The organism is Bacteroides sp. MSK.20.12, assembly GCF_019052435.1.
In the GTDB taxonomy this organism is placed as follows: Bacteria; Bacteroidota; Bacteroidia; order Bacteroidales; family Bacteroidaceae; genus Bacteroides; species Bacteroides xylanisolvens.
Genome location: NZ_JAHQVH010000005.1, coordinates 70775 through 96616 on the forward strand (window position 1 = coordinate 70775; position 25842 = coordinate 96616).

A 25842-nucleotide genomic window follows, 5' to 3' on the forward strand; every position below is an offset into this window, starting at 1 on the left:
AATCCGTGCCTGAATAAAATATAAAGAAGTTTCAACGCATCCTTTAACAGAGACAAAAACGCATTGAATCAATTATTTTTCGAGCAATGGAATTGAGAAACTAAATGTAGATCCGTCTCCCTTCTTTGAAGTAAACCACAGTTTACCACCATTCTTGACAACAAAGTCCTGACACAATAATAATCCGAGTCCCGAACCTTCCTCATTGTTTGTACCGAAGGTACTGAAATGAGTATCAGTGTGCAACAACTTCTTCTGATTTTCGTCATCAATACCGCAACCACTATCTTTCACACTTACGATTGCCATACCATCTTCCTCTGTCAGTGACACCACTACTTCCGAACCTTCATTGCTAAACTTAATCGCATTGCTGATCAAATTACGAATCACTGTCTTAATCATGTCAATATCAGCACGAACAGCCACATTCTCTACAGGCACATCTTGTACTATCTTAATATTTTTCAGGCTGGCCACCATCGTAAAGATTTCACTTACGCCCTCTACGACTTCCACCATATTAATATCCTGATAAACCACTTTCAGCTTACCAATCTGGCTCTTCGTCCATTTCAGCAGATTATCAAGCAATGAGAATACATCTTCTGTTGTCTGATTAGCCATCGTTAGCAATTCATACATCTCATCACCGATTGTATCACTCGGCAAATTCAGAATCAGCATGTTCAATACCATCTTGATAGATCCCATTGGTGAACGCAAGTCATGTGCAATCACAGAATAGAGTTTGTCGCGTCCCATGATCGTCTTACGCAACTCTTCCGTTTGTGCAACAATGATTCTTTTCGCTGCAACCAACGAAATCTGGTGCGTCACACGAATAATCAATTCTTCTTTATTGAATGGCTTTGAAATAAAGTCATTACCACCCACCTGAAATCCTTTTACGATATCCGCCGTACTATTTAGAGCAGTCAGGAAGATAATGGGAATTTCAGCCATTTCGGGGTCCGCTTTCATTTGTTGAGCTACCTCAAAGCCACTGATATCCGGCATCATTACATCCAGTAATACAAGATCCGGATTTTCCTTCTTCACTTGTTCCAACGCCTGCGTTCCATTACCGGCAGTCACAATTTTGAATTTCTCGTTAGTCAAAAGTACCTTTAATAAAAGGACGTTTGAAATCACATCGTCCACAATAAGGACTTTATATTCAGAAGGATTAATTTCCATATTCATAATTTTCTTTTTTTATGCTTCAGACATTTTTAAAATATTCAATCATACGCTTCAACCCCTCTTCAAGTTCAACAGTAGGCTGCCAGCCCAATTTCTCTTTAGCCAATGTAATATCCGGTTGGCGTTGCTTCGGATCATCATCCGGTAAAGACTTAAATACAATCTTCGAAGATGAACCGGTCATACTAATGATCCTTTCCGCCAATTCCAATACCGGAAATTCATTCGGATTCCCCAGGTTTATAGGACCTGTAAACTCGTCCTCCGTATTCATCATTCTTATCATTCCTTCAATCAAATCATCAATATACTGGAAGCTGCGCGTCTGCTTCCCATCACCATATATCGTTATATCTTCATTATTCAACGCTTGAAGAATAAAATTAGAAACAACCCGTCCGTCATTCGGCAACATTCGCGGACCATACGTATTAAAAATACGGATAATCTTCACACGCACATTGTTCTGACGGTGATAATCCATAAATAACGTTTCTGCACAACGCTTTCCCTCATCATAGCAAGACCGGTATCCCACCGGATTCACATTTCCCCAATAGCTTTCCGGTTGCGGATGAACGATTGGATCTCCATATACCTCGCTCGTAGAAGCTTGCAGAATCTTGGCATCCAGTCTCATTGCCAATCCCAGCATATTAATAGCTCCCATCACAGATGTTTTGGCAGTTTGAATCGGGTCATGTTGATAATGAATGGGAGATGCCGGACAGGCCAAATTATAGATTTCATCTACTTCAGCCGAATAAGGATAAGTGACATCATGCCTCACCACCTCAAAATGATGATTATCCATCAAGTGAATGATATTATCTTTCGAACCCGTAAAAAAATTATCCAGGCATATCACGTCATGACCTTCGTTTATAAGCCGTGTACAGAGATGAGAGCCTATAAAACCGGCTCCGCCACTTACCAATATTCTTTTCATTCTAAATATTTCTATTGTTTACTAAAGAGACGCTGTCTCTTCGTTTTGTTTATGGTCACAAATGTAACCGATTTGCTTAAAATAAACAATTTTCGGAGAGGATATTTTAAAAAAAAGAAGATTTAAATAGTTTCAATTTCCGAAACAACTTGCCACTGACAAATGTTTATAATAAAAAAGTATTATTTATTAGAACTATTATGATGACAAATAATCCAAATGCAAACCTCATAGAAGCGATGAAGGAAAAGCTTCCGCTCAAAGGGCAACTGGCAGATATGTTAATGGACACGCTATACATAGGAAAAGAGGCAGTATATAGAAGATTGCGCGGTGAAGTACCTTTCACCTTGCAAGAGTCGGCTCTTATTTCAAGAAAACTGGGTATATCGTTAGACAAAATTATAGGACTAAGTTTCAAATCGAACGCCATGTTCAATATAAACATTGTAGATTATGACGACCCGTTCGAGAGTTACTACAATATCCTTGAAAAATATGTCTCGCTGATTAATACGATGCCGGATGACCCGAATTCTGTAATGGGAACTTCCGCCAACATTATTCCACAGACTCTCTATCTGAAACATGAGCTTCTGGCAAAATTCCGTTTATTCAAATGGATGTACCAGAATAAATATATTGATTGCAAGAGTTTCGAAGAGTTGGATATTCCACCGAAACTGGTCAATATCCAAAAAGACTATGTAGCAATGACACGTCATATCCACTCCATAGACTATATATGGGATAATATGATTTTCCAGCATCTCATCAACGATATTCAATACTTCGCCAGCATCCATCTCATTTCCGACGAAACAAAAGAAGAAATCAAAAAAGAATTATTCTTATTGGCGGATGAACTGGAAGAACTGGCTATCAACGGTAAAACAGCCGACGGCAATCGTGTACGCATCTATGTGTCGAATATCAACTTCGAGGCAACATATAGTTATGTAGACACCAATAACCTGCAACTGAGCCTCATACGTATTTATTCTATCAACTCCATTACCACGATGGACAACGAAATTTTCTGTACCTTGAAAGAATGGATTCAATCTCTGAAAAAGTTCTCCACTTTGATATCCGAAAGCGGCGAAATGCAGCGTATTCAATTCTTCAAGCAACAGCGAGAAATTATTGACGCTCTTTAATTTTATTTTCGCAGATTAGAACTTCAAAAAAAATTAAGTTCCAATAAATGAAAGTAGATAAGAATCTTATCTACTTTTTTTCATTCCCTGTTCCCATCCTACCCACTTGATTCCCAATCAGAAAAAGACCTGTACGCTCATCTCTGTTTTACCACACAAATCTTTCAAACACAAGACGTAATTTTGCATAGAATGTATCACAGAGATTATTAACATTAAAATTAAAGGAACAAACAATGAAAAATGGTATTCTAAACGAATTAATATCTACAATGAGGGAGCGAATTCCTCAAGATATGAATCTGGCCAATACTTTGGCTGACATTTTATGCATGGGAAAGGAAGCTGTCTATCGCAGATTGAGGGGTGAGGTGTCTTTTACAATAGACGAAGTAGCACTGCTTTCTCAAAAACTCGGTATTTCTATCGACCAGATTGTCGGTAGCCATGTCTCTAATAAAGTTACTTTCGACCTGAACTTGCTTCATGCTTCCAGTGCGCTGGAAAGTTATTACGAAATAATCAACCGTTATCTGCAAATTTTCGACTATGTGAAAACAGATAATACGACGGAGGTGTATACTGCATCCAATTCCCTGCCCTTTACACTTTATTCTTCCTATGAGAATTTGTCTAAATTCCGTCTTTGCCGATGGATGTATCAGAATGGAGATATAAAGACGCCACATTCTTTGGAAGAGATGTCTGTAGATGAACGGATCGTCAATGTACATAAGAAGCTGAGTGAAAGTATAAGGCAGTGTCCAAAAACGTTTTTCATCTGGGACACAAATATCTTTTATTCTTTTGTGAAAGAGATCAAGTACTTTGCCAGTCTGAATCTGATAAGCAAGGACGATGTCATGCATTTAAAGGAAGAGCTTCTTCAGTTACTTGGCGTGGTAGAACATCTGTCCATAAAAGGAGAGTTCAGCGAAAACAAGAAAGTATCTTTCTATCTGTCCAATATCAGTTTCGAAGCCACTTACAGTTATATCGAGAAACATGATTACCAAGTCAGTCTGCTGCGGGTATATTCTATCAACTCGATGGATTCGCAAAGCTCATATATCTGCCAGATGCAACGCAATTGGATTCAATCGTTGAAGCGCCACTCTATTCTGGTTTCGGAAAGTGGAGAAGCACAGCGTATTGCTTTCTTGCAAAAGCAGTTGGAAGTTATCAATACGTTGTAAACAATTGTAGATTTTAGGATATAAAGGAAAGGGGGAAAAGACGAGCTGTATCAGAATGTTGTTTATCTTCATTCTGATACAGCTCTTTTCTTTTAGCTTTTATTCTATTGTGCGCACACAACGATACCAAGCCCAATCTGTGGATTCTCCAGTAGTCCATGCGCCGAATTCTCCATTATTATGTCCGACCACCCAATAGCCGCCATCGCGTGAAGTCAATGTCCAATGTACAGCGCTAATCTTCTCGAATCCGCTCCCTGTCCAAGTAGTCGAACCACCGAAACCTTGGTTTTCAATGCTGGTAACGGCCCCTCCCATACTGAGCACCAGATACATCTCACGCTGGGTAGGCAGACGCCAGCCACTCCCTTTGTTTTCGCATGCCGCTTTTGCTTCCGACCAAGTTTTACCATTACTACTGGTATTTTCAATCTGAAACTTAGGAGCAATCTTATTCATCGCGTCACTTGTACCCGGAGTTTCACCTGAAGCAAATAATACCGAAGGATCCGTTCCTCCACTGGCATCACGAGAGACAATAGTGACCCCCGAGGATTCTACCGTTAGATAAGGGTACTTCTTTCCACTATTTGTATTATTCCTCACGCAACGGAAATAATTATTCTTGCTAATAGATTCGGAATCCAAAAAACCTGCCGACATCTCCATCCAAAAACGGGTAGCAGAGCCTTTAGCCTCATAGTATGATGAAGTCCAGTAATTACCGGTCCAGTTTTGATACCACCCATATATATTCTGGCTATCATGATTATTATAATTCTCTGCATTGCCACCCAAAGCATTTTCATAAGCGAATGACAGCAACAGTTCACTGGCAGTAGGCAGACGCCAACCATCGCCTATATTCCTACAGATATCCTCCGCATCGGCTACATTTTCCAACCGTCCCACACTTTGCTTCGTCTCGCCTATTTCCTTATAATATAGCCTGTTATCAAACCGAAGTGGATAAAGATAGAAAAGAGGTTCCCCTGCAGTTGTGTAAGATTTGGTTTCGGATACCATCTGAAGGTCAATCGTACGATAAAACGGGAATTCTTCATCCGACACAGTATGCATTACATTTCTGAACGTGATTCTTATCGTTCCACTTTTTCCCTCTTTCCACTTGCCAGGGTGAAGCTTCAGCCTAAAATCGTATCCGTGGCCAACCACATCATTACCCTTTCCGTCATTATAGCCTATGATAGACTCAAGATACATCTTGTCGTCCGCATTCTTTCTGCCTATAATTACATCATTATCCGAATCGGTCCGAATCAGTCCGGTACCATCATCGTTCGTTATATTCAATTCCTCAATATCCATAATTTCCCAATTGTTATTGACAAACAATTGCAAGTATTGCTCCGCACCCAGATTGACTTTATAAGTACGGCTATTGACTGTAGTGGGAATATATCGGAATGAGAATTCCAACTCCCCTTGATTGATGGGGAATTGTACATGAGTGAGGTATCCCTCCTTATCGTACAGGCCGAATAAGATGAAATCCCAACGCCACCACCAACCTTCACCATCTTCAACAGTACCATCACCTGCTCTTCGCGGATTAGGCTGTATGGTAAACGCCTGCACCCTTTCACTGAATGGTACCGTATTCGTCCTGTCTAATTGCGGAATTAAACCGCCGGCATTATATTGGATCATACCGATATCGTTAGCGTCAAAAAGTTTACCTTCTATCTTATCCACGGAAAACATGACATACACCGTCTGCGGTTCGAGAGGGAGTTCGTCACCATCGGGATTTCTAATCGGGAAAAAAAGACCTCTCTCCAACACATTTCCGTATGCATCGACAAATTTGATAATTCCCGGATCTATCGTATACTGCGTCACTTCAATATTGTGAGTCAAGCGCCCTGCCGTCAACGTAACAGTAGCCTTACGCTCAACACCTATATTATCATTATTAAAATAAGGAATCTTCAATTTGAGTTGGGTATCATCGTTCGCAACGCCCGACGCCGCATCGGCTCCACCTTCAAATTTGAGCCAGTCGCTCCCTGCAGTAACGGTGGCCTTCCAACCGCCGGGATTGTCAGTAAAAACGTCTATGGCATAACTATTATTCTGGTATTGAGTTACAGCGACCTCCGATTCACCCACTCCGAGCATATATTGCCCATTGTAGACTACATCTTTGACCTTATCACGGTCATAGTGTATCAATCGGAATTTCAGGTTGGACATGACTGTATAAGATGCCAACGCCTCGCTAAAACTTTTATAACCGATTCCCAACGCCTTAGTAATGGTAATGATGTATTTATGGTTTCGCTTCAAGGACAAATATTCCACCTGCTCTCCTGTATTTCCGGTTTTGGTAAAATCCACCCGGTAAAATGTCGATTCGCCCGTACCGATTCTTCCTTTCACAATCAGGCAAGTAGCATTCTTACGGCTCGCTTCTCCATCTTGTCCCACACCACCGACATCCTCTGCTGCTATAGATTCAAATGTATAAATCTCCCCTTCGTAGGGTGTGTTGCCATTTACGGAGTAAAGAATTGCATCCCCTTCTTCCGTCATTTTACCACTGTTCACAGGGAGAACCGGAGTATCCGGAGCCGGGTCAGTAACCTGCCCGTTCGTGTTCCATGCCGGAGCAATGTATCCGGTGGTATTGTAATTAGCCAGGTAAACCTCTTCGACCGTGAAATTCGAAGTGGCACTGTTATTACGGATATCGATGCGCGCCAGCATACGTTTCATATTTATGCCAGTTATCGGATCCATCGAAGGAGTGATTTTGCTTATTACCTTCTCCCCGTACATCGGAATCCGCGTATACCCATCAGTCGTCGAACCGTCTGCCAGCCATTTGCCGGTCTGGGCGTGGAGCATCTTTTCCATTGCCTCAACCTTGGTGGTCGTTCCCTTTATGAAGCCCGGCACAATATTATCAAGTTCCTTATTTGCCACAACCACGATGCAAGTAGATGCGGTAGTGGGAGAAAGCACAGCAGAGAAACTCACAGTGGAATTGTCAGCCAAGTCCTGAGTAACTCCTGTAGCGCTGACGCATTCCAGGTATACCGCCGGTGTTTTTGACATATCAAAAACAAGAATATCCACCGTTTTTATTTCGTCTTCTTTCTTTGCAGTTCCCGCTCCGGTCATCGTACGCGAAGATACGGACGGGAGGTTTACATCGGGAACCGTTAATGTAAACCGGATACCGTTTCCTGCCGGAGAAGGTGTCGATCCTAATTCTTCCTGTACGCATCCGGTAAGCCATACCGTCATCAACAAAACAGACAAAAGATAGCACCTTCTTATGATTGAAATCCCATATTGCATATTTCTATTTCCTTTCCTTAAACTTTAATATTACATATTCGCCATTATGGCGCAGTCAATGTCACCGCTATTGGCAGATTATCACCATTCGTATTGGTTAGTGTGAGTGTAGCCGTATCACCGGACACAGCATCGGCTCTAAAGTAGAAGTAAACCACATCACCACTCACGCCACTTGTTTCGAGCATTGTCTCACTGTTAAGCAGAATTTTATCCGGATCCTGTATCTGGGTTATCTTCCACTCCCACGTTCCCGGATTGCCCGAAGTAAAGACAAGCTTGCGACGTTGCATATTTCCGGTTCCACCATCACTGCCGTCCAATTCTACGTTCGAGGTCAACCACTCTCCGTCTTCTTTCCACTGGCTCAACAGTACATGATGTCGCAGATTACCGGCATTGATATAAAAGCCTGTTTCCCGCTTAATTCCGGTTCCGGAGTTAAATCCGGGCATCACAACTTGGATATTATAGGTATACACACCTCCCGAAAGGGATGTCTGAGTCATATTAACCGTTGCCCACGTATCCATAGTACTTTTGTTTAATGACGCACCCGGCAGATAGCCCGTATTCGGATTGGCATCATAATTCGTTTTCGCTTCTATATTGACAGTGACACCATCACCAGCCGTCTGTACCTTGGTCTGCGATAATTTGAGATAATATTGTTTGTCGAAAATCACATTCACCGGGCTTTCCGTCCATTCAAGCGGCGTGGCTGAAAGCTGATAGGTTTCGTTGGATATCGTAAGATTATAGTTGATGTACTCGCCTGACTCCCAAGAATGCGGGTTCTTGGCAATAATATCACTGAAGAGGAATTCCCGGTCGCCAAAGTTGGTGGTAACAACGATTTTGGCGGTTGCGGAGAAAGCGTCGGTCGGCAACATGAGGAATGTATCCCCCATCAAGGTGGCATCTTCGGTCACCGTTTTGTTATCGGTGAGAGTAGAAACGACCTTCCCGGTGGCAACATCGCTCCAGACAAACTTCGGTTTGCCGTTTTTCGTCGTGGTAGTCGGAATTTCAGTCATGGCAAGTTTACCGCTTTTTCCCACATTCTGGAATTCTATTTTCTCGATAGTCACCTCATCCGGCACAGGAGCTACTTTTTTGAATGTAAAGGTAACCTTAGTCAATGTGTGGTAGAAGTGTATATTCACACCCTCAATCCATACAGGACCTGATATAGCCGCTAGTACATCGACATGATTAGCAGCGGATTCATTCGCTGTATAATTCAGCACCATTTTTTCGGGATCAGTGAAACTCGCAGTAGGCGCATTCGCATCGTTGTACGGATACCAAGAGAAGAATTTCATGCTCGCATTCAGCAATCCGGGCCAATATTGCAACGGCGAGATGGTGGCTGTTAGGTCGGCGTTAACCGTGGCACTTGCATTGAAGTATGGTTGGGGAACGGAAGCATTGGGAGTCAGTGAGCCGTAAAGACCGAAAGTCTCTTCTTTCAGATCGGTATTCGAAGAGATTGCCGCACCACGAGTGTAGACATAGCCGCCTTCTCCGATACGTTGCACAACAATTAATTCCTTATCACACGTCATCTCTTCTCTGACACACGAAAAGAGGACAGCCGAAAGGACAGCCATTGCCATAATCATCCTAATATTATTAATAGTCTTTATCATCTTACTTCTTTTCCGAAATTAAAAACAATCAACGAAAGATATTACAAGCCCAGATCCAAGTCAATGTCTTGTCTTTCACCCCAATCTTCCACGCTTATCGTCAGTATCTGAATACCTATTTTTCCGACGCGTGCCGTTACCTGATACACATTGTTCCGACGGATCTCTGTAAAAGGTTGCGCTGTCGGACTGCCTGTACCGTCAACCTTTGTTACGCTTTCAATTACTTTCTCGGTTATTCCGGTGACGTCCGAAGGGCCTTTCGGGACATTAGCCATACTGATAGACAGTCGGTCGGAATAATCCGACTTGAATAGACGTTCGGCTGTGTAGAACGAGCAAAGCAACTTCCGGTTTTCAGCTCCGGGAGCAGATGAATATGCCCAAGTTTCTGTAGTCGCAGCTGTCCACTTATGCGTTAACAAATTGCTTTCCGACACGTCTTCCTTCACTTTTCCGTAGTTTTTTGAAGAGTCGGTGTTATCACGCGTGCCGTTGTCCACGTTTCCCATCACGAAATAGCTATCGTAGGAGAAATTGTGCAAGGTGACACTAGTGCTTCCGGCAATATATCCGGTCACCGCCCCACCGTCTATAGCTTCGATAAAGACATCTACCCGGGCTACGGCACGTTCGATCACCATTTGTACTGTTTTGGTTTCATCAGGTGCTATGGATATATCCCGGATCACTCCTGTCATAGGCATTCCGGTTGCCGAAATAATCTGCCCGTCACTATTCAGTATGCTGGAGATATCGTAAATCATCTCCTGCAACGTCAAAAGATTGGCTATACCGTCAAGTTTGCTTGTGAGGCTCTGCGGTTCGTTGGCAATAACTACGACCAGGATATCATTACTGGACGTCACTTCGAGAAGTTGCGCATCTATATCAGTAGCTGTCTCCGGAGTACTCAACAGGATGTGTTCATTCACATCCAGCCTCACGCCACCGGGCGTGCTGCCGAATACGATAAACCGCATGGAGTTTATCTTCTCCTGTTGTTCCACATCCCCATTGTTCACCAAGTCGATGCTAAGTTGCGCCCGGGTAGTATGGGCAGGCAACTCATAAGCCACATCAGCTTCTCTACTACATGAGAACAAAAGGATGGTGGATGCCAGACAAATGATATGTAATAGCTTTTTTCTCATTCTTAAACTTCCATCCCGTGGAGCCAATGAATCCAGTTCCCCACGACAATACCAATTTGAAGGAATCCTCCTCCGTTTTTTTCAACAACTGTAAATATCAGGTTCCATTCACTCTGCCTGTCAAGATATTCCTGAAAGGGAAGCTCCGTTCCGTCGTAACGGGAAACCGGCCGTGCAATACTCAAGAGTGTCATCAGATTATAGCTCCAGACTTCAGCTTCGGTATTCGCATCCCTTATAATAAATTTATAATCCCATCCACTCCTGTTGAGCAAACGCATCGTGTTCAGGCGTGCGGACATAACCACGTCGGATATTTCACCCGGACCTGTATAGTAAGGCACATAAGTAACCGGCCCTTGTCCTGCGGGTTCGTTTTCCCAGGAATAAACTGCATTTTCCGGCGCCTGAATTTCAAATGTATATTGTGTGCCATCCACTTTATTTTCCTCATATCCCATTAACGCGAGATTAAACCGATTGGTGTCACGTATCAGGTTCACCGGATAAATTTTATGGTCGGTACTGGATGGCAGGTGGTCCACTTCTACAACCTCTCCGAAGTAAAGATGCTGAAACTCGAAATTAACAACATCCGTCTCTCGCTTCAGGGATACAATGACCTGTTGGAGGGTGCTAGTTCCCGGTGCCAGTTTATTACCTGCATTGTCCGAAAGACGGAATCTGTCAGACAGACTTCCGACGGTCAGTACTTTATAACTTCCGAAATCGAGCTCGTCGGTCAACGACATCCGGTTTCCACCCACCAGCGCAGCAACCTCGGCACTTTTGGTGAAAAGCAATTTATCATCGCTGTCGAACACAAGTACATCCACCGATTTAACCTGCGGATTAAATGCATCCGCATATTCCATATTGTAGTCGAATACAAATTCCAACCAAAGCTCGCACCGTGGAAGGTCTTCGCGTATACTGTCGCACGAAGCCATACATAGCATCGAAGCAACGATAAGGAACAGCGATTTAGTTTTTCCGAACATATCTTTTTCTTTTAGGAGGCAACCCTATCGGTTTGCCATTTTATATTGTCAGAGATCTCTATTTTGTGACCTCCGGTTATTTCCTCTTTTAGGGGCGCGCTTTGCATTTCATTGCATCTCGGATGCGCCGGTATATTTCAGTGCTGTTTTTGGGAAGCCTGTCACCGGCTTGTTTTTACTTTTTTCGGCGGTCTGTTCCGCACAGAATATCTATTAAAAAAAGTACAGGGCAGGCAGTCCGCACTGCCCTGTTTTCTTTGAAAGTAAAGAGTTTCTTTAGATTTCGAAATTTGTAGTCCAGTATATCCACGGAGCAACTTTAATCTCAAAGTGGAGATAAGCACCTTTCTTATCGATATCTTCTTCTTCATCCGGATCTTCGGGTCCACCACCAGGATACCACGGTGTACCGTTACCATTTACCTTTGTCAGCGTAAGCGTATAATAGTTATTACGTACTACACCGTATTTTCCATACTCCATATAAGAGTTGGCTGCATTGTCATGACGAATCTCATAGTAGTAATAGTTGAGACTCTTTGGATACCAATAGATGCAACCTTCTTTTTTACACAGTTCACCACCATTCTTAATGTTGTTGTCATCAAGAATAGTCTGTGTAAGAAGAGCAAAACTACCCGGATCATTGGTGGTAAGTTCAGATTGTATCTGAGTATAGAACAGTTCGCATGCTGTAACCAAGAGTTTCTCCTGGGCGGTCATAGGGTCTGAGTTTGTTTGTTTAGCTTTAGCAGGTGTATAAGCAGCCAGCAAGTCAGCAAAACTTTTGAAGTTTACAGAGTTAGTTCCGTTAGGAAGACGATACCAGTCATCTCCCAAAGTAAATTCACCGGACTTCCAAGGTGCATACTGTCCCTTAAGTACCAGACGCGTAGCCGCACCGAACTTCTGATATCCTTCAGCCATCGTATTCTCGATACAGTATTTATAATTATCACCCGCATCTGCACTTTCAGCAACCCACTCTACCTTAGGTTCGCGGTTAGCATCAAGTGTATTCTTAACAATGCCTGTAAGATATTCAGTTCCACCTGCAGTCGTAAAGTTCGGGTCAACTGTATAGAAGTTACTTTTGTAGAATCCGGTAGTATGAGATGACGCTGTGGTAGTCTTCTTTGCAAAAGGATAGAACAGAGAGTTATAGTAGTCTATAGTCCAGTTTCCAAAATCAAATTGTCCAAGACTTGCATTTGTTCCATCTTCAAAAGGTCCAACTGCTAATGGACTGCCAATCATAACTTCCAACTTTGCAGCAAGGCGTTCTATCTCAAGAGTAGCCGGATTACTTTTCGCTGCATTCTGAGCTTGCGCTTCCGATTTATAGTCACTGACCAAAACAATCTTGTCCGATACATCGAGCAGACATTCATCTTTCCATGCATGATTGGATGGATCCGAATCGGAATCATCGTAGAATCCGACATTAATCATTGCACAACCATTGGAGTGTACAACCTCCTCTACCAGATAAGCATTGTTGGGCTTAGTATTGTTTTCAGGAACTGTAACCATTGCATTGATGGTAGCATAGGTTGCACCCTCTGAAAGGTTATCCAAGCGATCCTTTAATTGGTAACCCGGATTGGCTATAACAAGCAAATACTTAGTATTCGGATCCACTTTAACCGGAGTATTCGGAGTCGTAACTCCACTATTTGTTCCGAAAGAACCTGATCCCAATACCGTGGCATACTTAGTTGCCTTTTCATCCTTAGTCACCACCTTACCCGCATCGAACGTAATCACATAAAGCTCATTAATCGCGCTTTCTGCAGGCAAAGCCGGCTGTTCACCAGAAGCACGTGAACCAGGCACTTTTGGATTAGTCAGACTAATTGATACGTAAGCTACATCATAACCTGCTCCCCCTTCAACCTCCGGATTTTCCTCCAGATTCTCATTTGAACAACTTGCTAATGCCACAACGGCCAGCAACGAAACTAAAATTGATTTAATCTTTAGCATAATACAAAAAATTATTAGAATTAATACATATATAATTTCCCACTTAATTAGTAAGTTTTACTTACCATTTTTTCTCATCTCGGCAGCATTAGCCTTCTTCCTGACTAATTCTTCCAGATTGCCCCTAGCTGCATCCAGACCTAACTGCTCTGCGACCTTCAAATACTTCTTCGATAATTCATAATCTCCCTTCATTAACATTAATATTCCCATAGCATTATTATATTCCGGCAAATTCTTATTCGAATTCACCATACCCAGATAACGTTCGGCCGAAACCAAGTCATTGCGTGATAAAGCGGCAGTAGCAGCATTTATATTTGCAATCTCACTCTGCGGATACATCCGTACAGCCGTTTCGAACACATCAATAAACTCTTGCGAGCCTGTCGGATAGGTATTAGCCACCAGAAACATTTCATTCAAGCTCAAATTCTGCGGACGCGTCTTGATAATCTCTTTCGCTTCCTCCACACTAAAATTCCTCACTTCGTAATTCACTTTGCAGATAGCCACACGCAAACTTGGAAAAATATACTTCAACAAGTATCGGTAAGGTGTTCCTCCGTGAAGTTGCATCAGTTTTGTTTCTCTTCCTTTTTCAATAGGTATATTCCTGATAATATCCAGCACTTCGTCTTTATATTCCAATTCGATTGTTTCAAGCGCCTTCTCCAGTCCGTCCCAGTTTTCACCTCCAAAGACAATGTAGTATTGGTTTCTCGGAAAATCGTATCTGTGTGCCAGATAATCCCGAAGCGCCATGGCACGCCCTTCAGACAGACGTTTGTTCGCTGCCAATGTTCCTTCCGGAGAAGCATAACCGATAATATCCAGACGGTTCACTTTCACATTCGGATCGGACTTCAGCTCATCGATCATCTTGCGGATTTTAGCTAGTTCCTGAGGATTATTCATGTATTCGGGACGAATATTGACTTTATTCACCTCGAAATCCAGAAAACATTCTGCTTGAATATCCCGTTGTTTGATTTCTTCCGCTTTCGGTTGCAGATAAGCAAACTGAGGAACCGCTACGTAAGGCGTCCATACACGTTCCAACGTCACTTTGCCAAACTCCTCTATGTTCATCAATGCCGTTTCGCCGCAACCACATTCATCACGCTGCACGTCCAAGCGCGCATCCTTCATCCATGATTCGAACGGAACCAGATATTGATACCGAATCGTATCATTTCTTAGTTTTCCAGCTTTTTCCACTATATATGGCTTCTCGTAGTTTCTTTTCTCTTTGGCGCTCATCAACGCAAGCTCACGCTCATACGCCAGATACTCGTCACGACCTTTAATAGAAACTTTCGGAAGATTCTGAGTACGTCCGGGAGTCACCAGCCGCGGAATAAAATCCATTCCCCGGGCAGATTTCACTTTCACATTATTCAAAACAAAATCTATATCGACATGAATAAAATCACCTTTCTGTTCCAACCGCACCGGATTCACAGTAATGACACCTTCGTAAGAGCGGGATTGAGCCATAGCTGTGTTTATATTCAGGCTGCAAACCACCAACATACACACAAGGAAACCTATTTTTCTTATTATCATACTCCTCATTATTTAATTACATAAATAAGTGACACACTTGCTTTAGTAGGCCCGAAATAGTTTTTGCTGCTTTCCTTTAGTCTCGTACCACAAGTAGCGCAAGGATACTTGTCATATACAATGTGCGCATATCCCACTCCGACAGATGTTTCTATACTCCAGCGTTTTTTCAGAATCCACGAATATCCTACGGAAAAGCCACCACCATAAAGATATCCCTGATAACGCGTATGCTGCATATTGTCACTGATAAAAGACCAGTCGGGCCATCCCCCTACATTGAAATCGGCATAATGTCCATGCATTCCGACAAACATACGGTGAAAACTCTCACAAAACCAGTAACGGATTTCGGGCTGTACCCCCAAATGACGGAGGCGTTTGCCGTCGGAAAGTTTCCACGGATTATAATTGACCGGAATATCCAGCGTCCATTTACGCGCCAGTCCGATCTCCAGTCCCAGATTCATGGTAGTAGTAGCGTCATACAGCAGATTGCTTTTCAGCGCAACCTTCTGGGCATGACCCTCGGAAATGGCACATCCGAGCATGAATAATATGAGTATAGCAACTTTCTTCATTTATATCACATTTACTGTTGTTTATTGCCCCAATTGAGTAATATCTATTTTTATGCGTTGCACATTACTGATGCCCGTTTTAACGGAAGACACCATTGTTGTGAGATGTACGATTCCGTTTCTGGAATCCGCCTCTACATTGGGCAATACCTTAATATAGATCTTACCGTCTTCAACGATAATGCGTTCTTCTCCTGTATGTCCCTCCGGCATTACGGAAGAATACAGACGAATCCAATTTTTAGCACTTTCATCCACTTCGCCCGTAAGGCAGAAATAATCGATTTCATACACCTCCGAATTTAAATTTCCAGTAGGCATGAGCTGAAGTGTACTTCCCGTAGCAGGAACAGCTTCCCTTTGTCTAATATGAACTTCTTTTTCCAAATTTCCTGTTTTTAATGTTATAAATTCATGGGGATAGTTTCTTGAGTGTCACTATAAGACAGAGAGCCAAGCAAAGGATTGCTCAACGGCTTAGTCAACAACCTGGCATATATATCCGCACAAGTTGTCACCTTCGATGTTAATTGAAAGAGAGTGCCGGTCACATTCGACCCCTGCACACACATCACAGATAATAAAAAAATCAAATATAAAATACTGATTGTAAGTTTTGTTATTTCTCTCATTAATTCTCTAATATACTTTCTTCTACTTCTTGTATATCTCTCTTATTTCTCTTTTTGCTTTTCTCTCAGGACAATATTTTTGTCCAAATCTCATATTGCAAATTTCGGAATATTAAAGGAGATACAAAATTGTATTCATTTCTGTTACAGAGAATCAACTTAGAATAAAGAGGCTAATTATGCAGGTAGCGAACAAGAGGGTTACGAAATTCACAACAAAAATATTTAATATCCTCATTTCTTTCGATATGCGAATATTAAAAAAATCCCAAGTTTCTCTCATAAAAACTTGGACAATGGAGGGAAGTTATAGTTTTCTGTGTCATTTAGACACAACTTAGGCACAAATTAGACAAAAGACATAGCTATTTTATACAACAAAATAGCCCAATAACTTGTATAATTTGTGCCTAAATGACAAAAAGTTCAATTTCTATATGTATATATAGTTATCAAATTATAAGGTTTTACGCTCTGTTTCCGTAGGTGCCACCTCATCAGGAATACTGAATTCGCGATTAGCAAACAGATCGGCAAGTCCTGAAATTTGTTTCAGACGCAACAATTCATCACGGTCCATACCAATATTTTTCATTATCCATTGATCGGACATACCTGCCTTGTCAAGTTCCGCAACAATGTTGCACATCAATTCAATGTTATGCATTCCACGCGCACGGTTGTGCCGGATGGTCGAACTCATACGGTTAGACAGGTCTTTGTCTATCACCACAATCGGCAATAAGCCGTTTTCACGCTTATAGATTCGTTGGGAAGTTTTCAATACCGTATAGCGATGGTAGCCGTCCACCAGTATATAATGGTCTTCATCTTTATTGTAGTAACATACACATGGCATTGTAAAGCCATCTTCCCAAATAGAAAGTTCCAGCAACTTCATTTCAGGCGGTGCAACGACATTCGGATTATAATCGTTCGCATATACTTTTTCTACGGGTACCGCTTTTACCTCGTAAACAGGGCTTTTATCTACACTCATGATACTATGATTCTATATTGTTCCATAATTTGACTCCTCTTACTCATCTCCTCCTTCGTAGGTGAGAATCCCATATATTTGCAGGCATGGTCATTTTTAAGAATACAAACACACATTCGCTTATACGTGGGTATTTCTTTGAATTCCGGAATGTCGATATCATCCTGATATTCCATACGTACCGGTTTTTTCAACGTTTTGTAGTTACTGTTGTCCATAACGATAATCGGTACTTTCGCATCAATCAACTTTTGGATGGTAGCATCACTTAGACATCCACCTTTTGTCCGCCAGAAATTCACGCTCACTGAAAGTTTACGAAGATAGTTTTTCCTCGCCCGTTCCGGCAAAGTGGACAACAAGAAATACATAAACTCTCGCCATGTATATCCTTCAGGAAGTTTCACCGACTGCCATCCCATCGCATGAGTACCGCCATACATACCGGTAAAGTTCACACCGTTCACCCTTCCGACCATTTTGCCCCAGGTATTGGGATCTAGCACCCGATAAAGTTGCAGACTCTCTTGCGCTTCGTTAATAAAAGGACTTGCTACACGCTGACGCTCCAAATTGACTCCGGCACGATAGTAAAGGTCATATAAAGTATTATAATCCCACTGGAATTTTCCATTGGCCGTCCATACATCCGTTGTCTTCCAGTCGAATATAGGATAGGCATTATAAATATCATTCCCTACTTTTGAAGTCCATTTGTATTTATGATACATCTGGAATTTACGGCTCATATAGATACATCTCCACCGGTTGAAACTCTCCTGTGTACGGATTCCGATCAGACAACAAGTGCGCACTGCGTCATTTTTGTTGTGTATCCATTGCGCAAAACGCATCTGGAATTCATAATCCCACATGGTTGTATTATAAAAAGGAAAATCATCTTTGGTCATTGCCTTTTTAGGCATGGAACGAACCCATATATTCTTTTTATTATCTTCCCAGGGACGCCAAAAGGATTGATACATCGAGGTACAGGTAGCCACACGGAAAGGAATACATACCCGGTACACATCCAGAATATCCTTGTTAGCTTCCAACATCCGGTCCACATAGTCGATGGTCATTTTATACTGGATTTCATAATCCATGTGAAAAACTCCCAAACGTACCTTCAGGTTATTCTTCCGGATATAATCGATACACATATTCAGCAGTACCCCGCTGTCTTTACCTCCGGAGAATGACACATATATATTATCAAATTCATTAAATATAACTTTTAGTCGTTCTTGTGCTAATTCATATACATTCTTTGTGCCTGCTATTTTCTTTTTCGCCATAAGTTATCTATACATTTTTACATACCGTGTCCATTTCTTGTCCATCGATACAAATTCAAACTTTTCAAATGTTTCTTTATCTTGTACCAGTGTGACCGAATTGAGCAACCAACTCTCAGGCCCGAATTCCGCAATAACGGCAGGCAACAAATGCGACAGGATTTCCTCCCGTCCGGCGTCTTCTGCCTTTACATAATAATTATTGATTACAGCTTTCTTCCGGCTTTTCTGTTCCACCGGCACGAAGCCCACCACTTCTTTATCTTCAATCGCAATAAACCACACATACTCTTCGCCCGTCTTGAAAGGGTAATTATTGTTTGCGCGTATCACTTCGGGATCCATCACCATCGGCGCCACAAGCCGATATAAATGTTTGTCTTTTCCTTTTAATCGTATTATCTGTATCATATCATTCAAAAATGGACACACAAAAATAAGGAAAAAATATCAAATTCGTCATTTCTGTTCCTAAAACATTTGTTTTTCATGTTATTATCTCTATATTTCGATATTTTTGAAATCACCCGTCCGTCATTCCTCTCTCACGTTTAAAGTAAGTCAGTATGGTGGCAAAGCTTAGATATTCCCGCCCGGGAGTATGCGACCGGCTTTGAAATTGATAACGGGCAAAGATGACTTCACATGCCAGTTTATATTTAAAATGCAGCTTTAAGCGGTGCTGTAAAAACTCAAACACCCGACAGAGATATGCAAACACGTCTCCCACTTTGTCATTGGGAATCACTCGTGGCTCACGATGCGTATCCGATATGTGTTCCATTTCACTAAGAACATATTCCAGCTGCTCTATTTCCTCGCTAGTGTTTTGCATTGTACATTTCATTTGTTCTATTTTCTCTTCCTGACGAATGTACTGTTCACGCTTTCGTTGTAAACGTTCTTTTATGTTCTCTATTCCTTTTGACATTATAAAATTTAGTTATATATAAACGGTTTGACCTTACTGATTATTAACCGGGAAAATGCCATATAAAATCTAATCTCACATGCAAATATAGAGAAGATTGTTTAAATAATTAGATTTTTATTTAAAAATATTCATACTTATAACACATTTAAATTACCAGCATCATAAAATCGGTTTTTCCTTCCAATGAAACGAATCGTACTTTTGCGGAATATTTAAATATTTTAAACAATGGATAATCAATCTTTTGACTGGCTGCTTCATGGCTGCCATGCACTGTCCGAAGTGGCAGTAGCTTATTTTCCGAACTATCAGTATAATTGTTCAGCGGTGAAAGCGTTCCGGCGGATCATCAAAGAACATGCAGTATTACTGAACCAACTCACGGAAGCGGGATTCACCCCGCATACCACAACGCTCACTCCTCAGCAAATTGCGATTATTGTAAGGTTCTGGGGAACGCCTGCATTAGTATACGAAATGATAAAAAAGAATTCATATCTTGCTGTCCCGAAAATGGGGAAAAAGATATAATGTATTTTAATACATTCTTTTTTTCATTTATATATTAATGGATGAAGGGGTGGTCGAAGTGCTAATATAGGCATACCGACCTCCCCTTTTAACAGGGCGTTTGAGCAAGAGTAGAAGAAGGCAGACAGAGAGGTCCAAAAATATAGGTAATAATCAGGGGTATTGGACACATGAGCCAATATTAAAATATTTAGCCGTTCATAACCGTAAAATTGTACATCTCAACCAACCGGACTACCTTCGCACCAAATTAAAACAATATAAAGTATGATTAAATCTACAGCAGAAATGCTTAAAAAGGGATATCTCCTCTTCCCTAAAGTCTTATTCGAGGAGCAAATAAAAGTGACTAAAGGTGCAACAGGATATTTCGACGCGTTTATTTTGGTATTAACGCATGTCAATTATAGTACTGTGGAATGTCGCATCCACCAGTACACATTTCAATGCCGGCGGGGTGAATCTGTAATGTCCATGGTTCATTGGGCAGAATTATTCGGTTGGAAACGCAGTCGCACGCGGTATTTCTTCAATAAAATGTACGATGAAGGTATTATCGAAAGATTGTCTAATCCATATATCACTCACATCCGCATACCCGACTACGATCTGTTGGTCGGACAGAAACGTCGGGAAAGTGTCCGTGCCGAAGCTGACGGTATCACCTTCGATGCGTTTTGGGAAAAATATCATGATATTACCCGGAAGCCTAAAACCAATGTCGGCCGTGCTCGTCGGGAATGGAACAAGTTATCTGTCAACGAACGTTGTCTCAGTCTTAGTCACATCGATGAATATTATGATAATCTGGCGGATATCAAGTACTGTATGCAGGCTGCCTCCTATTTGTCAAATAAGGCATTTATGAATGAATATGACTATTAGAAAAGAAAATGAGTGAGATAACAAACCCACAGGACGCCGAACTCGAAGAAGTCGTGCTCGGCGCCTGCCTGCTGGAAAGCAAAGCTATTACACTGGTTGCCGACATATTACGGCCGGAAGTATTTTACACTGAAACGAACCGTGAGATTTATGCTGTCTTGCAGGGTATGTACCATGCCGGGCAAGTAATTGATATCATGACCATAAAAGAAGAACTTGCCCGGCATGGCAAGCTCGAATTTATAGGAGGGCTTTATACACTGGTGCGTATCAGTTCACGCGTAGTGTCGAGTGCTCACCTAGAATATCATGCCCGGATTCTCAAACAGAAATATATCCGTCGTGAAACGATTTTAGGATCTCACAAACTGCTGGCACTGGCTGCCGACGAAACGACTGATATAGACGATACCTTGGCAGACGCCCATTCCCTCCTCGATCGTTTGGAAAAGGAATGTGGTACTACCGAGCATCTTCGTTCTATGCTGCAACTTATGGAGGATACCATTAAACTAATAGAAGTCCGTACAGCCTCCAACAAGAATGGTGTCACAGGGTTGCCAACCGGATTTACTGATCTTGACCGCCTGACATGCGGCTGGCAAGCAGGTGACATGATTGTTATAGCTGCCCGTCCTGCAGTAGGGAAAACGGCATTCGCCCTACATTTGGCACGCACCGCTGCTTCGGCGGGATATCACATTGCTGTATATAGTCTTGAAATGCAAGGTGAACGTTTGGGAGACCGCTGGCTACTGGCTGCCACTACGGGAGTTAACCCCGATCATCTCCTCAGCGGACAATTAACTCCCAGCGAATTACGGCAAATACACGAGGCATCAACAGAGTTGTCTCATCTACCTATTCATATCGATGATAATCCGTCGGTGAGTATGGATTACGTTCGTTCTTCTGCTAAACTGCTACAAAGTAAAGGAAAATGTGACGGTGTCATCATCGACTACCTGCAACTGTGTGACATGAAAACAGACCAACACAACCGCAACCGAGAGCAGGAAGTAGCCCAAGCTAGCCGCAAAGCCAAGATGATGGCAAAAGAATTGCATATCCCTGTGATACTACTCAGTCAATTAAATCGTAATGTAGAGGGGCATCCCGACAACCGTCCCAGTTTGAGTGACCTTCGCGAAAGTGGGGCTATCGAACAAGATGCTGATTTAGTACTGATGCTTTCCCGCCCTGCTCTCTCCGGACGTGCGACAGACCGCAAAAGCACCTACTCTACAGATGGATTGGGTGTGATGGGTATTGTGAAACACCGCAACGGAATGACTGGTGAGCTTTATTTCAGACATGATCCGAGTATGACGAAACTGGAGGATTACGTACCCGGAATAGATTGGATGAAAAAGAATACAACTACCTGAACGGTATAATAAGACAGTGTTTTACAAGAGCTAAAGCTTAGCTTTAGAGGTCGTAAAGCGATGCTTTAGGTTATGAAAAGCAATGCTTTACGATCTCTTCTTTTTTTAAAGTTTCAACAATCTTATCCCGTGTCTTATGGTTCTCCCAATGCGTCTATAATCACTCTTACCTCCAAAGGTGTGAAAGAACGGCAGTTGGGCTGATAACCCAGGTCATACAGGCGTTGTAGAAGTCCCGGACATAACAGGATCCATTTCTTCATTTTTCGATAAGCAGCGATGTCGGTTAGTTCGGGAGAATAAAGTGAGGCAAGTTCCATACGGCCATACGCACGTATTGTGAATTCTTTCATGATAAATAAGCTTTGATTTATATCTACAAAATTAACAAAATATTTTCACATATGCAATACTTTTTCAATGAATAACTGACTATTATCATGCATTACTGACAGGTACAAATTGAATAACCGACATGCCATCTTTATGCCAAAACAAGTTGCTCGCAAACTTCTTGGTTACCAATATTGGAATAGTACTCATGATGCTCTATCAATCAAGTATTTACGACAGTCTGTCACCTTAAACAAAAATCGTCTATTAAAAAGTCAGACAAAATTTGGTCAAATATTCCTTTTTATTAATTAAAAAGGCTACAGTTTCACAAACTAATATTGGATTTCAGTCTCTTTTCCATATATTTGCGCCCGCATTTTTATTATTGGATCAACCTCCTTATTCAATTTACCAAACTAGATAAAACAAATGGAAAATATAAACGCAGTAATTACAGGAGTCGGAGGATATGTACCCGATTATATCTTGACCAATGATGAGATTTCAAAAATGGTAGATACCACCGATGAATGGATTATGGGGCGTATTGGTATTAAGGAAAGGCGTATTCTGAAAGATGAAGGACTAGGAACTTCTTACATAGCTCGTAAAGCTGTCAAACAACTGATAAAACGCACCCATACAAATCCGGATGATATTGATCTGGTAATTGTAGCTACAACAACTCCTGATTACCGCCTTCCTTCCACTGCTTCTATTTTATGTGAGAGACTGGAACTGAAAAGAGCTTTTGCTTTCGACATACAGGCCGTTTGCAGTGGTTTTTTATATGCATTGGAAACAGGAGCTAACTTTATCCGTTCCGGAAATTACAAGAAAGTGGTGGTTGTAGGTGCTGAAAAGATGTCGTCAATAATAAACTATACCGATCGGGCAACTTGTCCTATTTTCGGCGATGGCGGAGCAGCCGTCATGCTTGAACCTACTACTGAAGATTTGGGTATTATGGATGCTGTGTTAAGGACAGATGGTAAAGGATTACCTTTTTTACATATTAAAGCCGGTGGTTCCGTATGCACCCCTTCTTATTATTCATTGGATAATCAAATGCACTACATCTACCAGGAAGGACGCACTGTATTCAAATACGCGGTATCTAACATGGCGGATGCTTGTGAATCTATTATTGCAAGAAACCATCTAAGCAAAGACAATATCAACTGGGTGATTCCCCATCAAGCTAATCAACGCATTATCACTGCTGTAACACAACGTTTGGAAGTTCCCGCCGAAAAGGTCATGGTTAATATTGAACGATACGGCAATACCAGTGCAGGCACTCTCCCACTCTGCCTTTGGGATTTTGAAGATAAACTCAAAAAAGGAGATAACCTAATTCTCACTGCATTCGGAGCAGGATTTGCCTGGGGAGCTATCTATATAAAATGGGGATATGATGGAAAAAACAGATAGCGATTAATCGCTATCTTCCAAATAAAAAATCCTCTGATTTACTAGAAACCAGAGGATTTTTTGTTTGGAAAGTGCGGTGCGTACGGGACTCGAACCCGTGACCCCATGCGTGACAGGCATGTATTCTAACCAACTGAACTAACGCACCAAAATATTCACTAAAGCATCTCTCTCGATTGCGGATGCAAAGGTAGATATTTTTTTGAAACCTGCAATAGCTTCAGTATCTTTTTTCTGAAAAAGTGGATTTATTAAGAATTATCGTGTACATTTGCAGCTACTAATAAAATAGAAAATAGAATGAAAAATACACCAATTGAACGACATCTGATTGATGAAACTATAAATGAGTTTCAAATTGTCGATTTTTCAAAAGCTACCATTCGGGAAGTGAAAGCTATTGCTTCGAAAGCAGAAGCTGCATCGGGAGTTGAATTTATTAAAATGGAAATGGGCGTTCCGGGGCTCCCTCCTTCCGCAGTAGGTGTGAAAGCAGAGATTGAAGCGTTACAAAATGGCATTGCCAGCCTATACCCCGATATCAACGGATTGCCGGAACTGAAAAAAGAGGCGTCCAACTTTATCAAAGCATTTATCAACGTGGATTTAAATCCGGAGGGATGTGTACCTGTCACCGGCTCTATGCAAGGAACATTCGCTTCATTCCTCACTTGCAGCCAATGCGACGAAAAGAAAGATACGATTTTATTCATCGATCCCGGATTTCCGGTACAGAAGCAGCAGTTGGTAGTAATGGGACAAAAGTTCGAAACGTTTGATGTATATGACTACCGCGGAGACAAACTGAAAGAGAAACTGGAAAGCTATCTGAAAAAAGGAAATATATCAGCTATCATTTATTCGAATCCCAATAACCCCAGCTGGATTTGCCTGAAAGAGGAAGAATTGCAGATTATCGGTGAATTGGCAACGCAGTATGATGTGATTGTTTTGGAAGACTTGGCTTATTTCGCCATGGACTTCCGGCAGGATTTGAGCAAACCATACCAACCTCCTTTCCAGCCATCAGTAGCCCATTATACAGATAATTATGTATTGTTGATTTCCGGTTCGAAAGCATTCAGCTACGCCGGACAGCGTATTGGCGTAAGCTGTATCTCTGATAAATTATACCACCGAAGCTATCCGGGACTGACCAAACGATATGGCGGCGGTACCTTTGGAACAGTTTTCATCCATCGCGTACTTTATGCACTTTCATCAGGAACGAGTCATTCCGCACAATTCGCCATGGCTGCCATGCTGAAAGCTGCCAACGAAGGACAATATAACTTCCTCAACGAAGTGAAGATCTATGGTAAGAGAGCACAAAAATTGAAAGAAATCTTCCTCCGTCACGGTTTCCACCTGGTATATGACAACGACTTGGGCGACCCGATTGCGGACGGATTCTATTTCACCATCGGATATCCGGGAATGACCAGCGGCGAACTTGCCAAAGAACTGATGTACTACGGAGTAAGCGCGATCTCATTGGTTACAACAGGAAGCCATCAGGAAGGATTACGCGCGTGTACCTCTTTTATTAAAGACCATCAGTATGCGCAACTGGACGAAAGAATGAAACTATTTGCAGAAAATCATCCGATAGCCTGATTA

At 41.9% G+C, this 25842-nt stretch carries 22 protein-coding genes and 1 tRNA gene; 7 read left to right on the forward strand and 16 right to left on the reverse strand.

The window, feature by feature from the left end:
- Positions 1-72 precede the first annotated feature (72 nt).
- Together KTR06_RS04280 and KTR06_RS04285 are read right to left on the reverse strand one after the other, a co-directional pair.
- Positions 73-1206, reverse strand: a complete 1134-nt coding sequence (locus KTR06_RS04280) for a hybrid sensor histidine kinase/response regulator (protein ID WP_008017655.1) — start codon at positions 1204-1206, stop codon at positions 73-75.
- Positions 1207-1225: 19 nt separating this feature from the next.
- Positions 1226-2155 carry a UDP-glucuronic acid decarboxylase family protein gene (locus KTR06_RS04285; protein WP_004300450.1) on the reverse strand — a complete coding sequence of 310 codons (930 nt, stop codon included), beginning with the start codon at positions 2153-2155 and terminating at the stop codon, positions 1226-1228.
- Positions 2156-2355: 200 nt separating this feature from the next.
- On the opposite strand from KTR06_RS04285, the gene KTR06_RS04290 reads away from it, so the two are divergent.
- Both KTR06_RS04290 and KTR06_RS04295 read left to right on the forward strand, forming a co-directional pair.
- Positions 2356-3315 carry a hypothetical protein gene (locus tag KTR06_RS04290; RefSeq protein ID WP_004313613.1) on the forward strand — a complete coding sequence of 320 codons (960 nt, stop codon included), beginning with the start codon at positions 2356-2358 and terminating at the stop codon, positions 3313-3315.
- A 236-nt stretch (positions 3316-3551) separates the two neighbouring features.
- The gene (locus tag KTR06_RS04295) at positions 3552-4511 is read left to right on the forward strand and encodes a hypothetical protein (protein WP_008022188.1); all 960 of its coding nucleotides are present in this window, start codon (positions 3552-3554) and stop codon (positions 4509-4511) included.
- A gap of 99 nt (positions 4512-4610) precedes the next feature.
- On the opposite strand, the gene KTR06_RS04300 is transcribed toward KTR06_RS04295, so the two are convergent.
- From KTR06_RS04300 to KTR06_RS04355, 12 genes are all read right to left on the reverse strand, one after another.
- Positions 4611-7838 carry a fimbrial protein gene (locus KTR06_RS04300; protein ID WP_217290003.1) on the reverse strand — a complete coding sequence of 1076 codons (3228 nt, stop codon included), beginning with the start codon at positions 7836-7838 and terminating at the stop codon, positions 4611-4613.
- A gap of 44 nt (positions 7839-7882) precedes the next feature.
- Complete coding sequence (locus KTR06_RS04305; RefSeq protein WP_009039652.1) at positions 7883-9490, reverse strand: fimbrillin family protein; 1608 nt, start codon at positions 9488-9490, stop codon at positions 7883-7885.
- Positions 9491-9531: 41 nt separating this feature from the next.
- Positions 9532-10644 carry a fimbrial protein gene (locus KTR06_RS04310; RefSeq protein WP_217290004.1) on the reverse strand — a complete coding sequence of 371 codons (1113 nt, stop codon included), beginning with the start codon at positions 10642-10644 and terminating at the stop codon, positions 9532-9534.
- 2 nt (positions 10645-10646) lie between these two features.
- Positions 10647-11645 carry a FimB/Mfa2 family fimbrial subunit gene (locus KTR06_RS04315; protein WP_004308186.1) on the reverse strand — a complete coding sequence of 333 codons (999 nt, stop codon included), beginning with the start codon at positions 11643-11645 and terminating at the stop codon, positions 10647-10649.
- Between the two features lie 276 nt (positions 11646-11921).
- Positions 11922-13631, reverse strand: coding sequence for an Mfa1 family fimbria major subunit (locus tag KTR06_RS04320; protein ID WP_004308188.1), 1710 nt, complete (start codon positions 13629-13631; stop codon positions 11922-11924).
- A gap of 57 nt (positions 13632-13688) precedes the next feature.
- Complete coding sequence (locus KTR06_RS04325; RefSeq protein WP_087321852.1) at positions 13689-15200, reverse strand: DUF3868 domain-containing protein; 1512 nt, start codon at positions 15198-15200, stop codon at positions 13689-13691.
- An 8-nt stretch (positions 15201-15208) separates the two neighbouring features.
- Positions 15209-15781: a DUF3575 domain-containing protein gene (locus KTR06_RS04330; RefSeq protein WP_217290005.1), complete on the reverse strand. Its 573-nt coding sequence runs from the start codon at positions 15779-15781 to the stop codon at positions 15209-15211.
- Between the two features lie 21 nt (positions 15782-15802).
- Positions 15803-16168 (reverse strand): hypothetical protein, encoded by a 366-nt coding sequence (locus KTR06_RS04335; RefSeq protein WP_120070456.1) that lies wholly within the window; start codon positions 16166-16168, stop codon positions 15803-15805.
- A 702-nt stretch (positions 16169-16870) separates the two neighbouring features.
- Entirely contained in the window at positions 16871-17413 is a 543-nt protein-coding gene (locus KTR06_RS04340) for a ParB/RepB/Spo0J family partition protein (RefSeq protein WP_004313605.1), read from the reverse strand.
- Positions 17410-18714 carry a DUF3440 domain-containing protein gene (locus KTR06_RS04345; protein WP_004313604.1) on the reverse strand — a complete coding sequence of 435 codons (1305 nt, stop codon included), beginning with the start codon at positions 18712-18714 and terminating at the stop codon, positions 17410-17412. Before KTR06_RS04345 ends, KTR06_RS04340 begins: the two co-directional genes overlap by 4 nt.
- A gap of 3 nt (positions 18715-18717) precedes the next feature.
- Complete coding sequence (locus KTR06_RS04350) at positions 18718-19125, reverse strand: hypothetical protein (protein WP_008022169.1); 408 nt, start codon at positions 19123-19125, stop codon at positions 18718-18720.
- Positions 19126-19237: 112 nt separating this feature from the next.
- Positions 19238-19645, reverse strand: coding sequence for a hypothetical protein (locus KTR06_RS04355; RefSeq protein WP_055236513.1), 408 nt, complete (start codon positions 19643-19645; stop codon positions 19238-19240).
- 231 nt (positions 19646-19876) lie between these two features.
- On the opposite strand from KTR06_RS04355, the gene KTR06_RS04360 reads away from it, so the two are divergent.
- The 3 genes from KTR06_RS04360 to dnaB all read left to right on the forward strand — a co-directional run bounded on the left by KTR06_RS04360 (position 19877) and on the right by dnaB (position 22452).
- Positions 19877-20179, forward strand: a complete 303-nt coding sequence (locus KTR06_RS04360) for a DUF4248 domain-containing protein (RefSeq protein ID WP_055236512.1) — start codon at positions 19877-19879, stop codon at positions 20177-20179.
- A gap of 267 nt (positions 20180-20446) precedes the next feature.
- Entirely contained in the window at positions 20447-21064 is a 618-nt protein-coding gene (locus tag KTR06_RS04365) for a hypothetical protein (RefSeq protein WP_074706544.1), read from the forward strand.
- An 8-nt stretch (positions 21065-21072) separates the two neighbouring features.
- Positions 21073-22452, forward strand: a complete 1380-nt coding sequence (gene dnaB / locus KTR06_RS04370) for a replicative DNA helicase (protein WP_055236510.1) — start codon at positions 21073-21075, stop codon at positions 22450-22452.
- Between the two features lie 134 nt (positions 22453-22586).
- Here the strand turns inward: dnaB and KTR06_RS04375 are convergent, their stop codons facing one another.
- A complete protein-coding gene (locus tag KTR06_RS04375; protein ID WP_008022164.1) occupies positions 22587-22805 on the reverse strand; it encodes a DUF4248 domain-containing protein in 219 nt (72 codons plus the stop codon).
- Between the two features lie 412 nt (positions 22806-23217).
- On the opposite strand from KTR06_RS04375, the gene KTR06_RS04380 reads away from it, so the two are divergent.
- A complete protein-coding gene (locus tag KTR06_RS04380; protein ID WP_217290006.1) occupies positions 23218-24222 on the forward strand; it encodes a beta-ketoacyl-ACP synthase III in 1005 nt (334 codons plus the stop codon).
- 74 nt (positions 24223-24296) lie between these two features.
- Here KTR06_RS04380 and KTR06_RS04385 read toward each other — a convergent pair.
- Positions 24297-24370 (reverse strand) — tRNA-Asp (locus tag KTR06_RS04385).
- 152 nt (positions 24371-24522) lie between these two features.
- On the opposite strand from KTR06_RS04385, the gene KTR06_RS04390 reads away from it, so the two are divergent.
- Positions 24523-25839 carry a pyridoxal phosphate-dependent aminotransferase gene (locus KTR06_RS04390; RefSeq protein WP_008640584.1) on the forward strand — a complete coding sequence of 439 codons (1317 nt, stop codon included), beginning with the start codon at positions 24523-24525 and terminating at the stop codon, positions 25837-25839.
- Positions 25840-25842 lie beyond the last annotated feature (3 nt).

Coding starts and splice junctions, on each gene's coding strand:
- KTR06_RS04380 (WP_217290006.1), top strand. CDS start 23,218: ATGGAAAATATAAACGCAGTAATTACAGGAGTCGGAGGATATGTACCC.
- KTR06_RS04350 (WP_008022169.1), bottom strand. CDS start 19,125: ATGATACAGATAATACGATTAAAAGGAAAAGACAAACATTTATATCGG.
- KTR06_RS04300 (WP_217290003.1), bottom strand. CDS start 7,838: ATGCAATATGGGATTTCAATCATAAGAAGGTGCTATCTTTTGTCTGTT.
- KTR06_RS04340 (WP_004313605.1), bottom strand. CDS start 17,413: ATGAGTGTAGATAAAAGCCCTGTTTACGAGGTAAAAGCGGTACCCGTA.
- KTR06_RS04365 (WP_074706544.1), top strand. CDS start 20,447: ATGATTAAATCTACAGCAGAAATGCTTAAAAAGGGATATCTCCTCTTC.
- dnaB (WP_055236510.1), top strand. CDS start 21,073: ATGAGTGAGATAACAAACCCACAGGACGCCGAACTCGAAGAAGTCGTG.
- KTR06_RS04345 (WP_004313604.1), bottom strand. CDS start 18,714: ATGGCGAAAAAGAAAATAGCAGGCACAAAGAATGTATATGAATTAGCA.
- KTR06_RS04330 (WP_217290005.1), bottom strand. CDS start 15,781: ATGAAGAAAGTTGCTATACTCATATTATTCATGCTCGGATGTGCCATT.
- KTR06_RS04320 (WP_004308188.1), bottom strand. CDS start 13,631: ATGCTAAAGATTAAATCAATTTTAGTTTCGTTGCTGGCCGTTGTGGCA.
- KTR06_RS04280 (WP_008017655.1), bottom strand. CDS start 1,206: ATGAATATGGAAATTAATCCTTCTGAATATAAAGTCCTTATTGTGGAC.
- KTR06_RS04360 (WP_055236512.1), top strand. CDS start 19,877: ATGGATAATCAATCTTTTGACTGGCTGCTTCATGGCTGCCATGCACTG.
- KTR06_RS04310 (WP_217290004.1), bottom strand. CDS start 10,644: ATGAGAAAAAAGCTATTACATATCATTTGTCTGGCATCCACCATCCTT.
- KTR06_RS04295 (WP_008022188.1), top strand. CDS start 3,552: ATGAAAAATGGTATTCTAAACGAATTAATATCTACAATGAGGGAGCGA.
- KTR06_RS04375 (WP_008022164.1), bottom strand. CDS start 22,805: ATGAAAGAATTCACAATACGTGCGTATGGCCGTATGGAACTTGCCTCA.
- KTR06_RS04285 (WP_004300450.1), bottom strand. CDS start 2,155: ATGAAAAGAATATTGGTAAGTGGCGGAGCCGGTTTTATAGGCTCTCAT.
- KTR06_RS04390 (WP_008640584.1), top strand. CDS start 24,523: ATGAAAAATACACCAATTGAACGACATCTGATTGATGAAACTATAAAT.
- KTR06_RS04305 (WP_009039652.1), bottom strand. CDS start 9,490: ATGATAAAGACTATTAATAATATTAGGATGATTATGGCAATGGCTGTC.
- KTR06_RS04355 (WP_055236513.1), bottom strand. CDS start 19,645: ATGTCAAAAGGAATAGAGAACATAAAAGAACGTTTACAACGAAAGCGT.
- KTR06_RS04325 (WP_087321852.1), bottom strand. CDS start 15,200: ATGATAATAAGAAAAATAGGTTTCCTTGTGTGTATGTTGGTGGTTTGC.
- KTR06_RS04290 (WP_004313613.1), top strand. CDS start 2,356: ATGATGACAAATAATCCAAATGCAAACCTCATAGAAGCGATGAAGGAA.
- KTR06_RS04315 (WP_004308186.1), bottom strand. CDS start 11,645: ATGTTCGGAAAAACTAAATCGCTGTTCCTTATCGTTGCTTCGATGCTA.